This is a genomic window from Actinopolymorpha sp. NPDC004070, assembly GCF_040610475.1.
GTDB lineage: Bacteria > Actinomycetota > Actinomycetes > Propionibacteriales > Actinopolymorphaceae > Actinopolymorpha.
This window is the reverse complement of the sequence record NZ_JBEXMJ010000001.1, coordinates 162,756-177,322: the sequence shown is the minus strand read 5'-3', so window position 1 is coordinate 177,322 and position 14,567 is coordinate 162,756. Positions and strand designations below refer to the sequence as shown.

The window sequence follows — 14,567 nt, the reverse complement described above, 5'->3', positions numbered from 1 at the left end:
CCCTGGCACCGGGCACAGGGCACAGGGCACAGGGCACCGAAAAGCGTGGGTCCCCGTGCACCACGGTGCACGGGGACCCAGGCCACGAACCGGCTCAGCGGCTCAGCGTCTCGTCACGGTCAGCGTTCCCCTCCCAGCAGCAGCGAGTTGAACAGCAGCTTGTACGAGCCGTGGGCCTGCGCCCGGTGCTGCACGCTGGTGCCGAGCAGGACCACTCGCCCCTTGCCGTACGTCACGTCGGCCACCGCCGCCTTGCCGGCGACCAGGTCCTCACCGAGCAGCCAGCCGCTGCGCAGGATGTTCTCCTGCGGGTAGGTCACCGGCGTGCTGACCGCGCCGGCGTCACCGGTGACCGTGAACGCCGGGCTGGTCGAGGAGTACGCGTCCAGCTTCTCCGGAAGGCCCCACGTCACCGGCGTGGTGGGCTGCACGTTCGTCGCCACCACCGAACCCGGCGAGTAGTACTTCGTGGACGGCACTCCCTCGGTGACGTCGGTGACCGGGAAGCCGCCGAACGCCTGGATCGGCAGCTGGGCGGCGTCGTTGACGGTGACGAGCGTCCCGCCGTCCTCGACGAACCTCTTCAAGTTGGCCACACCCGCGGCGGTCATGCCGCCGGTGTACTCCGGCGGCAGCGAGCCCTCGCGCAGGCCGTTCAGCATCCGGGAGTACGTCGCGTCCGGCAGCACCAGCACGTCGTACTTCTTCGACAGCGAGCCCGCCCGCACGTCGGCGTCGTGCACCTGGGCGTACGGGAACTTGAACTGCTCCAGCACGTAGCGGGTCCAGCCCTCGTCGGAGTTTCCGCCCCAGCCGTGGTAGAGCCCGACCCGCGGCCTGCTGACCGGCACCGTCTTCGCCGGCTCGGCGGCCATGCCCGCGACCGTCAGCCCGAGGCTGCGGGCCTGACCGCGCACCTTGGCCTCGCTGGACCGGTCGGCCGGGACCAGGAACGTGCCCGCCGGCCAGGTGCCCTGGTCGGTCTGCACCGCCTCGGTGGTGCGGGTGACCTTCTCGTTGGAGCGGAGCAGGTTCATCGCGGCGGTGTAGGAGTCGTTGACCCGCGGGTCGAGGGCGTACGCGTAACCCGGCGTACGGCTCGGCATCGTCGGCGCGGGCACGCTCGCCCAGGTCACCTGCCTGGACGGCACGTCGAGCTTCGCGTCCACCTTGTCGACGGTGACGCCCATCTGGTACGGCAACGTCCAGCCGGCCATGTCGTACGGGCGTTCCGGCGTGCCATCGGGGTTGCGCCGGTCGGGGTAGCTCTGCGGGTTGAGCAGGTCGACGACGTAGGGCCGGAACGGCTGCGCCTCCCGCACGACGTAGCTGCCCGCGGGATAGGTGCGGTCGCCGACCGCGAACGACTTCTCGGCCTGCTCGACCTCGACGTCACCCCAGCGCAGGACGTTCACCATCTTGGCCGCGGTGGCGAAGTCGGTCTGGTCGGCCGGGATGACGTACGCGACGTTCCCGCCCGCCTCGATGGCCTGTTTGCCCATTCGGTAGGCGCCGTACAGCCAGCCCTCCCGGTCGGTGGCAGCGGTGTTGAGGTAGGCCCAGCCGGTCGACTCGATGTAGGAGCAGCTGTCCTTCAGGTGCCACCAGCCGCCCTTGTAGGGGCTCGGGTAGAACGCCGACGGCTGCGACGTCGACACGCCCTGGTAGGGGAACTCCTTCGGGAACTTCGCCGGGTCCTCGAACTTCGGCGTCGCCGAGGCGTGGGCGGTCTCGCTCAGCAGGCCGATCTGGTTGTGGAACGCCGGCACCGAACGCAGCCCGCCGTTCCACCACTGGTCGTACTGCTGGCGGGACACCGCGCCGACCTTGCCCTCGCGGTCCAGCCGCTGGGTCATCGCGTCGCCCATCAGGTTGATGCCCCGGATCACCTCGGCCGGGATGTTGGGGTTGCTCGGGTCCTTGAACGGCGGGATGAAGATCCGCGCCGGGTACGCCGCCGTCTGGTGGGTGTTGTAGACCATCTGCGGATACCACTGGTGCCACAGGACGTCGCCCTGGTTGCGGGTCTCCTGCAGGTTGAACATGAACCAGTCGCGGTTGTCGTCGTGGCCGGCGTACTTCTGGTACAGCTCGGGGTAGCTCGAGTCCTGGTAGGGCCCGCCCACGTGGTCCATGTACCACTGGGAGATGTGCGTCGTACCGTCCGGATTGACGTTCGGGTTGAACAACGTGATGACGTTCTCGCGGATCGACTTCGCCTCCGCGCTCTCGCTGCGCACCAGGTCGTAGGCGAACTTCGGCGCGGTCTGCGTCGGTGCGACCTCGGTGGAGTGGATGCCGAAGTCGACCCAGGCGACGGTCTTGCCCTCCGCGGCGAGGTCCTTGGCCTGCGCGTCGGTGAGGCCGCGTGCGTGTGCGAGGCGTTCGGCGATGCCGCGGTACTTCTTCAGGTTGTCCGGGGTGAGGTTGTCCGGCGCGGACACGATGCCCAGCACCTGGTCGCGGCCCTCGGAGGTCTTGCCGATGCTCGTCATCTGCAGCCGGTCGCTGGCCTTGTCGAGCGCACCGAAGTAGTCGGTGATCTGTTCGTAGGTGGCCAGCTTGTAGTCGGCGCAGGGCTCGAAGCCGAGCACCGAGGCGGGGGTGGGCAGGTTGTCCTCGCGCGGGTCGCTCGCCCTGGTCAGCGACCCCGAGGCGGAGGGGCCGACGGCCGCGGCCAGCGCCGCGACGAGCGGAATCACGAGTCCTGCTCGAAGTTTGCGTCTCATGCGTACCTCAGGACACCAGTAGGAGGAGCACTCAGGACACGAGTAGCGACACCTCGGCCATGGAAAGTGATCAATCTAGGGACGGATCCGCTCAGTCACAAGAAGATGTCTGAACGTGGCCGGGTGACCGTTTCCTTGCCACCCCATGGGGAGTTCGTGGTACGCGACCAGTAGGCACACCGACGTCGACGGCGGGGCCGGACAGCTGGTGTTCGGGCTGGCAGCCAGCGGGCCGTCGCCGACGAGCTGATGCCGCCGTCGGGCAACCTCGGCGCCTGGCTGCGGGTCCTGGTACTGATGGCGACGGCGGCGGTGGTGGTGGCCCTGCGGTGGCGACGAGATGGATCGCCCCGGCGCACTCTCCACGGTGAACGTCCACGGGGGTTCGTTCACGCGAAGGACAACGATCTGGAGGACCGGCCATGTCACACCACCGTCGAATCACCGCCGCCGTCGCGGCCCTGGGGACGACCACCCGCAGTTCCGCCGCGGTGGTCGCGATAGCCGCCTTGGCGCTTGCCGTCGGTGCCACGACCGCGGGCGGTGCCACGACCGCCGGTGCCGCGACCGCCGGTGCCACGACCGCCGGTGCCACGACCGCCGGTGCCACGGCCGCCGATGTGCGCAGACCGTCGCCGCACTGGACACAGACGCCGATCGACCGTGACGACGCGATGCTCGTCGACATCGACGCCAGGTCGGGCGCGACCTGGGCCGTCGGCAAGGACCTGCTGACCGGTTCGGAGGAGACGCGTCCGCTCGCCGTTCGCCGGGTCGAAGGCCGGTGGGTCACGACGCCACAGCCGGTGCGCTTCGACGCCACCCTGGACCAGGTGGCCGTCGCCGGCGCGAACGACGTCTGGGCCGTCGGTGGGGACAACTCCGATCCGTCGAGGCCCAAGCCGCTCGTGATGCGCTGGAACGGACAGGCGTGGCGGGTGGTGCCCGGTCCGTCGGTGCCGACCGGTTCGTTCGACGAAGTCAAGATCGCCCCCGACGGCTCGGTCTGGGTGGCCGGTTGGGCAGCCGTCGACGGCGCCGAACGCGCGGTCGTCTACCGGTACACCGACAACACCTGGCACCCACTGAACGAGGGACTGCAGGACGCCATCAACAGCAACACACTGGCGGTCCTCTCCGCCGACGACGCCTGGGTCGGGCTGAACGCCGGCCTCGCCCACTTCGACGGCGACAGGTGGACGTTGGTCAGCGACCTTCCCACGGACGGGTCGGAGATCCCGAGCGCCATGGCGGCCCTGGGGCCGCACGACATCTGGCTGGTGGGGGTGAGCCACACCGGCGGCCCGGAGGGCGAACGCCCGCTCGCCCTGCACTACGACGGCTCCTCCTGGACCCGCGTGGCGGTTCCCGGCGGCCCGGCGCAGTTGTACGACGTGGCGCTGCGCAACGGCCGTCCGCTCGCGGTCGGTGAGAGGTTCGAGGTGAACGACGACATCGTGTCCAGCAGTCCCCTCGTACTCGAGTACCACGGATCGGGGTTCGGCCGGGTGCAAGCTCCCACCACCGCTCACGGTGCGCTGACGGCAGCGGACGTCGTCGCGGGCCGGCTGTGGGCGGTCGGCGTGCTGGACTCGCCCGCGACCGGAAGCTACTCCCCGTTCGCCGCCGTCGCCGGCTGGCCCGTCGCCTGGTAAGCCCTTCGCGGCCGCTGCCCTACAGTGGGGCCCCATGCGCCACGGCATCGTGATCCTGCCCGAACACCGCTGGTCGGAAGCGGCCCCGCGGTGGAGGCGTGCCGAGGAGTACGGTTTCGACCACGCCTGGACATATGACCACCTCGCCTGGCGCAGTCTCGCCGGTGGGCCGTGGTTCGGCACGGTCCCGACCCTGACCGCCGCAGCGACGGTGACCTCGCGGATCAGGCTCGGGACCTACGTCGCCTCGCCCAACTACCGGCATCCGGTGCCGTTCCTGCGCGACGTTCTCGGCCTGGACGACATCAGCGGAGGCCGGTTCCTCCTCGGCGTCGGCTCCGGCGGCACCGGTTTCGACGCGACCGTGCTCGGCCAGGACCCCTTGTCCCCGCCCCAGCTGGTCGCGCGGCTGGGTGAGTTCCTCGAGTTGCTGGACCGGCTGCTGACCGAGGACGACGTGAGCTATGCGGGCGACTACTTCACGGCCGTGAACGCGCGCACGCGGCCCGGCAGCCTGCACGACCCGAGGCTACCGATCCTCGTCGCCGCCAACGGGCCCAGGTCCATGCGGCTCGCTGCGCGGTACGGCCAGGGCTGGATCACCTACGGCAAGGGCGGCCAGGGTGACCTGCCGCAATGGTGGCGGGGGGTGGCGGAGCTGGCCGCCCGCTTCGACGACATCGCCGTCCAGAGCGGCCGCGACCCGGCCACCGTCGACCGCTACCTGTCCCTGGACAGCGACGAGCATCTCGCGCTCGCGAGCGCGGAGTCGTTCGCCGACGCGACGGGCCGGGCGGCCGAGCTCGGATTCACCGACGTGGTGGTGCACTGGCCGCGTCCTGACGGCATCTACGCCGGGGACGAGGCCGTGCTGGAGAAGGTCGCGAGCGACTATCTGTCGGCCTCGTAGCGGGCAGCTGTCAGCCTCGTAGCAGCGCCGAGAGCTCGCCGGCGTCGGGCTGGGCGTCGGTGCCGCCGGCGGCCCGGGTGGACAGCGACCCACAGCCGGCGCCCAGCGCGAGGCACTCCCCCAGGTCGGCGCCGGACAGCATCCCGTGCACGAATCCGGCGTCGAAGGAGTCCCCCGCGCCGGTGGTGTCGACGACGCTCATGTCGTACGCCGGGACCGCCACGTCCGCGCCGTCGCGTACCGCCAGCGCGCCGCGCTCGCCCCGCTTGACGACGATGGTCCCGCCCGGGCGCATCCGCTCGGCCAGCGCGTACGCCGCTCGGAACGCGGGCAGGCCGCCGGTGAGCCGCTCCGCCTCGGCCTCGTTCACGAACACCACGTCGGCATGCCCCAGCAGCGGCAGCAGGTCGGTCCAGCGCTGCGCGGGGTCCCAGTTCGGGTCGAACGAGGTGGTCAGCCCGGCCGCGCGGGCGTCGTCGAACAGCGCCGGGAGGTCCGGGCGCAGGTCGCGTTGCAGGAAGACGCTGCCGACGTGCAGGTGCCTGGCCCGGTGCAGGAGCTCGACCGGCACGTGCTCGCGCCGGGTGGTCCCGATGCTGCCCGGCGCGGTCAGCAGCGCGCGGTCGGCGCCGGTGTTGAGGATCACCGTGACGCCGGTGGGTGTGCCCGGGTCGACGACGACCGCGGAGGTGTCCACGTCCCTCTCGCGCAGGGCGTCTCGTACGACCTGACCGAACATGTCCGTGCCCACCACGCCGACCATCGTGGTGGCGTGCCCGAGCCGGCGTACTCCACAGGCGAAGATCGCCGAGGACGACCCCAGCGTCACCCGGCACTCGTCCACGATCTGCTCGTGCTGGCCGAACGTCGGAACGGCGTCGGCGCCGGACACGATCACGTCGACGTTGAGTTCGCCGACGACGAGTACCTCGGTGGGTTCGGGCATCGGCGAAGCGTAGCCGACCTGTCCGCGCTCGCCGGGCGGTCGCAGGCCTGGTGACCGGGTGCGGCAGGTGGCAGATGGCGGACACACCGGCTTGACCCGGGTACGTACGGTGAATACGTTGCGCAGACATCTGGAGTGGTGCTCGTCCGCACGTAACGGAGCCTCACGATGGTGTTGGTCGACGTCGAGCGCTACGCGCGGGACGGTTGTCTGGTCAGTCGTTCGGTGGTCGCACCCGACCGGCTGGCGTCGCTGCGCCGCGAGGCCGATCGGCTGCTCGACCTGTGTACGCGCGATCCTGAGCGCTACCGCGAACGGATCGAGTGGGAGGTCGACCACCTCGCGCCGGCCGCGCGGGCCAGGATGCGGGGCGTGATCCGCAAGCTGGAACCCATCAGCGACCTCAGCCCGGTGTTCGCCGAGCTCGCCCGCGACCCGGCGATCACCTCGACCGCCGAGGCGGTGCTGGGCGGACCGGTCGAGTTGTTCGAGGACAAGCTGAACCTCAAGCTGCCCGGTGGGTCCACCTATCCCTGGCACCAGGATTGGAGCTGCTGCTGGCGCGCGCACACCGACGAGCTCGTCACCTGCTTCGTCTACCTCGACGACGCCGACGAGACCAACGGCTGCCTGCAGGTAGTGCCCGGCAGCCACGCCGGCAAGCCGACCCACCCGTTCCGCGCCGGCGGGCACTTCGAGGTCGACCCGGCGGCGGTGCCGAGGGATCGGATCCGGCCGATCCCGTTGCGTGCGGGCGACATGATCAGCTTCGACTCCTACCTGCTGCACTACTCCGACCTGAACCGCAGCACGGTGCCGCGGATGGCGATCATCTACACCTACAATCCGGCCCGGCTCGGTGCGATCAACGAGGGACGGTTCCCCGCATGCCGTTGAGCCGCAGGAGTTTTCTCGGCCGTTCCGCGGCGGGCCTGTCGGCGGTGGCCGCCGGTTCCGTGCTTGCCGGGTGCTCCTCGGGCGCGACCACCGAGGGGACCGTGGTGTCCAAGCCGGTGGACGGCAAGCTCAACGTCACCTGGTGGAGCCACAACAACCCGAGCTTCGTCACCGCCAACACCACGATGATCCGGCGGTTCGAGGCCGAGAACCCCGGCATCCACATCGTCTACCAGTACTTCCCGTACGACGTGCTGGCCCGCAAGCTGCAGGCCGCCTACCGCGCCCGCAACGTCGCCGACATCCAGCAGATGTTCGGCACCTGGGTCACCGAGTACGCCGTGAACCAGCTGCTGGACGAGGTGCCGTCGGAGCTGTCGGGCAGTGAACCGACGTCGAGGTTCTGGCCGGCCGCGGTGGGTGCCTACACCCACAAGGGCAAGCTGTACGGCGTTCCGCACGAGTACAACCTGGAGAATGGCGGCATCCTCTACAACCCGAAGCTGGCCGAGCAGGCCGGTATCAAGGAGCCGCCCTCGACGTGGGCAGACCTGGTGGAGGCGGGCGAACGGCTGACGAAGATCGACTCGAAGGGACGCGCCGACCAGGTGGGGTACGCCTTCACCGGCAACGACTCCATCACGTTCACGTTCCTGTCGATGATCCTGCAGCTCGGCGGCGACTTCTGGGACAGCGACGGCGTGCACGTCGACTTCCACAGCCCGCAGGCGCGTAAAGCGTGGGTTGACGAGACCGAACTCGTCACCAGACACAAGGTGGACAACACCACGTGGTACACCGGCGACCCCTACACGATGTTCTTCCGCGGCCGGGCCGCGATGGCGCACCAGGGCCCGTGGGTGGTGGCCTCCGGGCGTGCGGACTTCCCGAAGTTCACCGACCTCGCCTACGTCGCCGAGCCGCCCTACGCCGGTGACACGCTGAAGTTCGCGGCCGAGTCCGGCTGGGGCGAGGTGGTCAACGCGAGGGCGGATCCGAAGGTACGCGAGGCGGCCTGGAAGTTCGTCGGCTTCATGGCCCGCCCGGACAACGCCCGCATCTGGAACCTCACCTCCGCCACCGTCCCGGCCCTGAAGGAGTTGCAGAACGACAGCCAGATGCTGGCCAAGGCGCCCTACCTCAAGGTGCCGTTCGGTGTCCTGCCGAACGGGCGGTGGGTCGGCCGGGTGCACGACCGTGACCAGTTCTGGACCTTCGTCCACGACGCGTTCGTGAGCGTCGAACTGCACCGGCAGGATCCGGTGGCGGCGATCGCCGACGCGGAGAAGCAGATCAACCTGATGATCGACGAGAAGATCGGGCCCTGACATGGCGGCCACGACGACCACACCCACCCCTGCGGCGGGGCCCTCGCCCGCCCCCACGCCCACGGCCAACCGGCTGCCCGGACGCCGGCGGCAACTGGCGTTCGTCTACGGCTGGCTGGCTCCCATCCTTGCGTTGTTCGCCGTCTTCTCGCTGGTCCCGATCATCATCGCGATCTGGCTCAGCCTGCACAGGTACAACCAGCTCGCACCGGTGTCGCCGTTCATCGGCCTGCGCAACTTCACCTACGCTTTCACCGACGATCCGGCGTTCCTCAACTCCCTTGCCGTGACCGGCAAGTACGCCGTGGTCGCCGTGCCGCTGAACATCGTGCTGTCGCTCGCGGTCGCGCTCGCCCTGAACCACATCACCCGGCTGCGGGCGTTGTTCCGTACCGTCTTCTTCCTGCCGGCGATCGCCTCCGCGGTGGCCGCATCCTTGGTGTGGGTGCCGATCTACGACCCGCAGGCGGGCTGGCTGAACGCCGTCCTCAACCTGCTCGGGCTGTCGGGCAGGTCGTGGCTCGGTGACCCGGGCACCGCGCTGTGGTCGGTGATGCTCACCTCGGTGTGGCAGGACCTCGGCTTCAACGTGATCGTGTTCCTGGCCGGGCTGCAGGCGATCCCGCTGGACTTCTACGACGTGGCGAAGGTCGACGGCGCCGGTGTGGTGTCCAGATTCCGGCACGTGACGCTTCCGCTGCTGCAGCGTACGTTCGTGTTCGTCTTCTGCCTGACCACGATCGGCTACCTGCAGGAGTTCACCCGGGTCCAGGTGATGACCGCCGGCGGGCCGCTGCGGTCGAGTGAGACCGTCGTCCTGCACATCTACCAACGTGCCTTCGGTGACTTCCAACTGGGGTACGCCACGGCGATGTCGCTGATCCTGATGCTGATCATCCTCGTCATCGCGCTGGTCCAGATGCGCATCCTGCGATCCCGTTGGGAGTACTGATGGCGAGCCCGCTGACCAGCCGCGTCCCGGCGGCGGCGCCCACCCCCGCGTCCACCACGAGCGGCGACGGACGGTCCCGACGACGTTCCGGCGGGGTGGGGCAGATCGTGCTGTACGTGGTGCTGAGCATCGCGGCGATCGGGTTCGTCGCGCCGTTCGTGCTGATGGTGAGCAACTCGCTGAAGACCGCGCAGGAGATCATCCAGGTCCCGCCAAGTCTGCTGCCGGAGCACCCGACATTCGCCAACTTCGCGTTCGTCCTGCAGAACTCGCCGTACCTCGTCTGGTATCGCAACAGCCTGCTGGTGGCGGTGGCGGTGACCGCGCTCACGTTGTTCACGAGTTCGATCGCGGGCTACATCTTCGCGAAGTTCTCCTTCCCCGGAAAGAACGTCGTCTTCGTCGTGCTGCTGTCCACGATGATGATCCCGGCGCCGGTGCTGCTGATCCCGAGCTACCTCGTGATGAACTTCCTGCACCTGCTGAACACCCTGTGGGCACTGGTGGTCGGCAGCATCGTCAGCGCGTTCGGGATCTTCTTGATGCGGCAGTTCATCTCGGCCATCCCGGACGACCTGGTGGACGCGGCCCGGCTCGACGGCGCGGGTGAGTTCGCGATCTACTGGCGGGTGATCCTGCCGCTGACCGGGCCGGCGCTGGCAGCGCTGGGCATCTTCACCTTCCTCGGCTCCTGGAACGACTACCTGTGGCCGCTGATCGTGATCAACGACCAGGACAAGATGGTCGTCCCGCTGGCGCTGACGTACTTCAACAGCCAGCACTCACAGCGCTCGGACCTGGTGATGGCGGCGGCCACCATGGCGGTCGTTCCGGTCTGTGTGGTCTTCTTGTTCTTCCAGCGGCGGATCGTGAACGCGTTCGTGCTGACCGGGATCAAGTGAGGCGGGTGGCGTAGGCCGATGTCGGGGATCAAGGTCGTGCTGATCGGAGCGGGCAGCACGGTGTTCACACCCGGACTGCTCGCCGATCTCGCGGCCTCACCGGTGTTCGACGGTGCGCAGGTGCACCTGGTCGACATCGAGGAGGACGCCGCAACGACGATGGCCCGGCTCGGCCGGCGCATCGCCGCCGAGCGCGGTGCCCGGCTGACCGTCGAGGCGCACGTCGACCGGCGGGAGGCGCTGCCGGGGGCCACGCTGGTCGCCACCACCATCGCGGTCGGCGGTGCGGACGGCTGGCGCGCCGACCTGGACATCCCGCTGCGGTACGGCATCCGGCAGACGGTCGGCGACTCGGTGGGGCCGGGCGGAGTGCTCCGGGCGTTCCGGCAGGTACCCGAGCTGGTGCGGATCGGTCAGGACGTGGCCGACCTCGCTCCGGACGCCTGGCTGGTCAACTACGCCAACCCGCTGACGGCCAACGTCCGCGCGATCACCGGCTGGGCGCACCGGCGCACCATCGGCCTGTGTCACGGCACGATGCACACCCGGTCCATGCTGGCGCGGGTGCTCGACGCGCCACGGGAGGAGGTCACCGCCGTCTTCGCCGGGCTCAACCACCTGTGCTGGCTGCTCGAGCTCCGGCACGGGCGGGAGGACCTCTATCCCCGGTTGCGCGAGCAGGTCGCGGAGGTGGCTGCGAAGGGCGATCGTGAGCACCCGCTGGGCGAACCGGTGACGGCCGACCTGCTGGACCTGTTCGGGCTGTATCCCGCTCCCGGTGACCGGCACGTCGCGGAGTTCTTCGGTTGGTACCTGCGTGGGTCGGATCGCCCAGCCGGTGAGCTGCCGTGGGGGTTGCAACCCGGGCTTGACGCCACCCGCTCCTACATCGACGAGAAGTCCGACCTGTGGGACAAGCTGCACGCGCAGGCGTCGGGGTCGCTGCCGCTGGACGCGGTGTCGGAGGGCCAGGAAGCCGAACGCCTGGTCGCCATCGCGGAGGCGCTCTTCACCGGTCGCGATCTGGTCGAGCTCGCCGTCAACGTCCCGAACGCGGGTGCGATCGGGAACCTCCCGGGCGAGGCTGTCGTCGAGGTGCCCGCCGTGGTCGGCGCGGCGGGCGTCACGCCGTTGGCGGTGGGTGACCTCCCGCCCGCACTGGCGGCCGTACTCACCGAGCGCAGCCAGCAGCAGGAACTCACGGTACGTGCGGCGATCGAGGGATCCAGGGAATTGGCCCTGCAGGCGCTGGCGTTGGACCCACTGGTGCCGAGCCCGCAGGTGGCGAAGGCGCTGCTGGACGACGCGATCACCGGCCACCACCCGCTGCTGGACTCCTTCGGGTGAGGAGTCCCCGCTCATCGAGGAGTTGACGTGCCGCACCGCCCCGAACTCGTCGTGTTCGACGTCAATGAGACCCTGACGGACCTGTCCCCGCTCCGGGACCGCCTGGAGTCCGTGGGCGCACCGCGCCACCTGCTGGACTCGTGGTTCGCCGCGACCCTGCGCGACGGGTTCGCGCTGACCAGTGCGGGTGAGTACGCCGACTTCGCCGCCGTCGCCAAGTCGACCTTGCGCACCGCGCTGGCGGGGGCCGCCGGCGCTGGTTTCACCGACGAGGCGAAACGTGAGGAGGCCGTGGCGGAGGTGCTCGCGGGCTTCCCGGCTCTCGACGTACACCCCGATGTTCCGGCCGGGCTGCGGCGCCTGCACGAGGCCGGGGTTCGGCTGGTGACGCTCACGAACGGGGCCGCGGAGATGTCGCGTGGCTCGTTCGAGCGGGCCGGTGTCCTGGAGCTGTTCGAGCGCCGCCTGTCGGTGAGCGAGCCGCGTCGCTGGAAGCCCGCACCCGAGCCGTACCTGTGGGCGGTCGGTGAGTGCGGCGTTCCCGCCGACCGGGCGGCTCTGATCGCCGTCCATCCCTGGGACACCGACGGAGCCGCTCGCGCGGGGCTGACCAGCGCGTGGATCGATCGTTCCGGCACGCCGTACCCCGACGTCTTCCGCTCCCCCGACGTGACCGGGCCGGACCTGCCCGCCGTCGTGGACGCCTTGCTCGCGCTGCCCCCTGCCTGATGCCCCACGTTCGCCCGCAGGTCATCAGAACGGCGGGAGGTCATCCTCGGCCGTCCTCGTGCCGGCGGTGGCCATTGCGGGCTCGGTTGGTGTCACCGGGTCGGTGAGGGAGGGTGCTCGGCTGCTGTAGCTGCGGTCGAAGGGGTCGGTGAGGGTGTGCTCTCCCGGCCCCGTCTGCTGGAGCTTCCAATCCCGTTCGGTCTTGGCCTTGTGGTGACGTGGGCACAGGGGTGCGATGTTGTCCACGCTCGTTTTGCCGCCGTCGGCGTGTTCGGTGTTGTGGTCCAGGTGGCAGGTCGCTGCCGGGCGTCTGCAGGTGGTCCACACGCAGCGCTGGTCGCGGGCATGCACCAGCTCGGCTTGCAGTCCGCGCAGGAACCTCGCCGGTATCGGATGCAGATGCAACAGGCGTCCGGTGACCGGGTGGGTGACCCCGACGCTGAACCTGGCTTCGGGGTTGGTGAGATTGTTCGCCAGCAACCGCTCCGCGACCTCGGTGATCACCGGGCCCCACCCGCCGAGCTCCCCGGGCCGGGTGGACAGCCCCATCAGCGTGGTCAACGGGACGTTCAGCTGGATCTTCGCGCGCGTTCGGATCGGCCCCCAACTCGGCTGCGAGGAGGACCACGGCGGCGGTGGCGGTGTCGAGTTGTCCGGTGGCGGGCCGGTCGACTCGCCAGGTCGGCGGCCCTGTTGCGGAATGTGATCCGTGGCCGAACCGCTGTCGGAACCACCGGCGGGAGGGGCTGTCCCTTCTGCCGCTGCGTTCTCCGCGGTCGCGCTGCGATCGGCGGCCTCGTGGGCGGCAGTGTCGTGGACCGGGACGCCGTTGTTCGCGGCCGCACCGCACACACTGCACCTGGCGACCGGAGCCGGGGAGCAGTCACCACACTCACACCAGCTGTCGTGCAGGTCATGGTCGGGGAACCGGTGAACGGCACAGTGCCCCTGCTCGTCCTGATCGGTATCGCCCTGCGCCGGCTCGGTATTGGTCTCGGGCCGCACGTCATCTTGGGCCGACGACTCATCCTCGAGCTGCTCAGTGTCGCCCTGCCCCTGCCGCGCACTGCCTGCGGCGGGGCACTGCTCTGGCTCGTCCTGCTCTGGCTCGTCCTGCTCTGGCTCGTCCTGCTCTGGCTCGTCATCTGCTGACTCGGCTGGCGGCTGGTCCTGCTCGGCGTGGCTGTCGGTGGCCGTGGGGGCGGAGCAGTCGTTGATGTCGGCGGTGCCGGTGAGCAGGGAGGCGGCGACGTCTGCGCGGAGTTGGCCGAGGGTGCGGGAGTCTCCGGTTGATTTGACCGCACGGGCGATGGCGTCGATGTAGCCGTACGCCTCCGCGGCCTGGTCGGCGGAGAGGCCGCGGACCGCGAGGTCGGCGACACCATCGACAGCGGGCCAGATCGCGACGTTCCGCCCGGTGCGGGCTTCCCGGTGTCGCTTCGCGGCGGCTTCGGGGTCGGCCTTGAGCACCTCCGCCTCCACCTTGGCGCGCAGCAACCCCCCGCGAAGCTCCAGCACCTTGGGGAAGAGGGCGTCCTCGATGGCTCCCCACAGGTCGCGTTTGGCGTCGGTGATGCGGTCGATGATGATGCGGACCTCGTTGAGCTCCAACTGCCCGGACGCCAACGCCGCACGCACCCGTGGGAGGCGGGGCAGCGTGGTGGCCAGTCCCACGTACTGGGCCGCCCGGTAACCGGTCCACCCCAGCAGGGGTTCCAGCACCACCGAAGTCATCGGGTCCGAAGTGTCACTGCGCCCGGCCGGTCCCCCACACATGCCAGGCTCGGCGTAGGTCAGCTCGTTCACTCCCGTCAGGCTGGTGGACTCCGCCCAGCAGACCATCCGCCGCGTCCCCTTGACGTACTCCTCCAGCTCCCACCCGTTGCACTCACCGACGTCGACCGAGGCGATCGCCGCCGCCAGCTCCGGACCACCCGGAAGATCAGCGAACCCGGCAGGCAGCACCCCACGACCGCCCGGGTCCCCACCCGGGCGGTCGTCGTCGCAGTACTCACCGCCGTCGCTCATGCGTTCGATTTTACCCGACAAGATCGGCCGATTCTCGCCAGGAACCGCTTGTCCACAAGGTGTTTCGACATGAGTTTTCGAATGGCTTGTACGATGTATCAGGCCGACGTCCGTTCATCTGCCATGGATCCACTTCACCCTGGC

General features: G+C 69.6%; 11 protein-coding genes. 8 read left to right on the top strand and 3 right to left on the bottom strand.

Features of this window, described 5'->3' with window-relative positions; genetic code table 11:
* Positions 1–119: 119 nt before the first annotated feature.
* Positions 120–2,702: a M14 metallopeptidase family protein gene (locus tag ABZV93_RS00780; RefSeq protein WP_354928152.1), complete on the bottom strand. Its 2,583-nt coding sequence runs from the start codon at positions 2,700–2,702 to the stop codon at positions 120–122.
* Positions 2,703–3,151: 449 nt separating this feature from the next.
* On the opposite strand from ABZV93_RS00780, the gene ABZV93_RS00775 reads away from it, so the two are divergent.
* Together ABZV93_RS00775 and ABZV93_RS00770 are read left to right on the top strand one after the other, a co-directional pair.
* A complete protein-coding gene (locus ABZV93_RS00775) occupies positions 3,152–4,384 on the top strand; it encodes a hypothetical protein (protein WP_354928149.1) in 1,233 nt (410 codons plus the stop codon).
* A 34-nt stretch (positions 4,385–4,418) separates the two neighbouring features.
* The gene (locus ABZV93_RS00770; RefSeq protein ID WP_354928146.1) at positions 4,419–5,294 is read left to right on the top strand and encodes an LLM class flavin-dependent oxidoreductase; all 876 of its coding nucleotides are present in this window, start codon (positions 4,419–4,421) and stop codon (positions 5,292–5,294) included.
* A gap of 10 nt (positions 5,295–5,304) precedes the next feature.
* Here the strand turns inward: ABZV93_RS00770 and ABZV93_RS00765 are convergent, their stop codons facing one another.
* Positions 5,305–6,240 (bottom strand): carbohydrate kinase family protein, encoded by a 936-nt coding sequence (locus ABZV93_RS00765; RefSeq protein ID WP_354928143.1) that lies wholly within the window; start codon positions 6,238–6,240, stop codon positions 5,305–5,307.
* Between the two features lie 168 nt (positions 6,241–6,408).
* On the opposite strand from ABZV93_RS00765, the gene ABZV93_RS00760 reads away from it, so the two are divergent.
* The 6 genes from ABZV93_RS00760 to ABZV93_RS00735 are packed head-to-tail and all read left to right on the top strand — an operon-like array spanning position 6,409 to position 12,395.
* On the top strand, positions 6,409–7,137 hold the full coding sequence (locus tag ABZV93_RS00760; RefSeq protein WP_354928140.1) for a phytanoyl-CoA dioxygenase family protein: 729 nt from the start codon (positions 6,409–6,411) through the stop codon (positions 7,135–7,137).
* Positions 7,128–8,465 carry an ABC transporter substrate-binding protein gene (locus tag ABZV93_RS00755; protein WP_354928138.1) on the top strand — a complete coding sequence of 446 codons (1,338 nt, stop codon included), beginning with the start codon at positions 7,128–7,130 and terminating at the stop codon, positions 8,463–8,465. The genes ABZV93_RS00760 and ABZV93_RS00755 overlap by 10 nt, the downstream gene beginning before the upstream one ends.
* Before the next feature lies 1 nt (position 8,466).
* Positions 8,467–9,417 carry a sugar ABC transporter permease gene (locus ABZV93_RS00750; RefSeq protein WP_354928135.1) on the top strand — a complete coding sequence of 317 codons (951 nt, stop codon included), beginning with the start codon at positions 8,467–8,469 and terminating at the stop codon, positions 9,415–9,417.
* Entirely contained in the window at positions 9,417–10,319 is a 903-nt protein-coding gene (locus ABZV93_RS00745; RefSeq protein WP_354928132.1) for a carbohydrate ABC transporter permease, read from the top strand. Before ABZV93_RS00750 ends, ABZV93_RS00745 begins: the two co-directional genes overlap by 1 nt.
* Positions 10,320–10,337: 18 nt before the next feature.
* Positions 10,338–11,666: a hypothetical protein gene (locus ABZV93_RS00740; protein ID WP_354928129.1), complete on the top strand. Its 1,329-nt coding sequence runs from the start codon at positions 10,338–10,340 to the stop codon at positions 11,664–11,666.
* Positions 11,667–11,693: 27 nt separating this feature from the next.
* On the top strand, positions 11,694–12,395 hold the full coding sequence (locus tag ABZV93_RS00735; protein WP_354928126.1) for a haloacid dehalogenase type II: 702 nt from the start codon (positions 11,694–11,696) through the stop codon (positions 12,393–12,395).
* 24 nt (positions 12,396–12,419) lie between these two features.
* Here the strand turns inward: ABZV93_RS00735 and ABZV93_RS00730 are convergent, their stop codons facing one another.
* On the bottom strand, positions 12,420–14,423 hold the full coding sequence (locus tag ABZV93_RS00730; protein ID WP_354928123.1) for an HNH endonuclease: 2,004 nt from the start codon (positions 14,421–14,423) through the stop codon (positions 12,420–12,422).
* Positions 14,424–14,567 lie beyond the last annotated feature (144 nt).

Coding starts and splice junctions, on each gene's coding strand:
- ABZV93_RS00760 (WP_354928140.1), top strand. CDS start 6,409: ATGGTGTTGGTCGACGTCGAGCGCTACGCGCGGGACGGTTGTCTGGTC.
- ABZV93_RS00740 (WP_354928129.1), top strand. CDS start 10,338: ATGTCGGGGATCAAGGTCGTGCTGATCGGAGCGGGCAGCACGGTGTTC.
- ABZV93_RS00765 (WP_354928143.1), bottom strand. CDS start 6,240: ATGCCCGAACCCACCGAGGTACTCGTCGTCGGCGAACTCAACGTCGAC.
- ABZV93_RS00775 (WP_354928149.1), top strand. CDS start 3,152: ATGTCACACCACCGTCGAATCACCGCCGCCGTCGCGGCCCTGGGGACG.
- ABZV93_RS00730 (WP_354928123.1), bottom strand. CDS start 14,423: ATGAGCGACGGCGGTGAGTACTGCGACGACGACCGCCCGGGTGGGGAC.
- ABZV93_RS00750 (WP_354928135.1), top strand. CDS start 8,467: ATGGCGGCCACGACGACCACACCCACCCCTGCGGCGGGGCCCTCGCCC.
- ABZV93_RS00755 (WP_354928138.1), top strand. CDS start 7,128: ATGCCGTTGAGCCGCAGGAGTTTTCTCGGCCGTTCCGCGGCGGGCCTG.
- ABZV93_RS00745 (WP_354928132.1), top strand. CDS start 9,417: ATGGCGAGCCCGCTGACCAGCCGCGTCCCGGCGGCGGCGCCCACCCCC.
- ABZV93_RS00770 (WP_354928146.1), top strand. CDS start 4,419: ATGCGCCACGGCATCGTGATCCTGCCCGAACACCGCTGGTCGGAAGCG.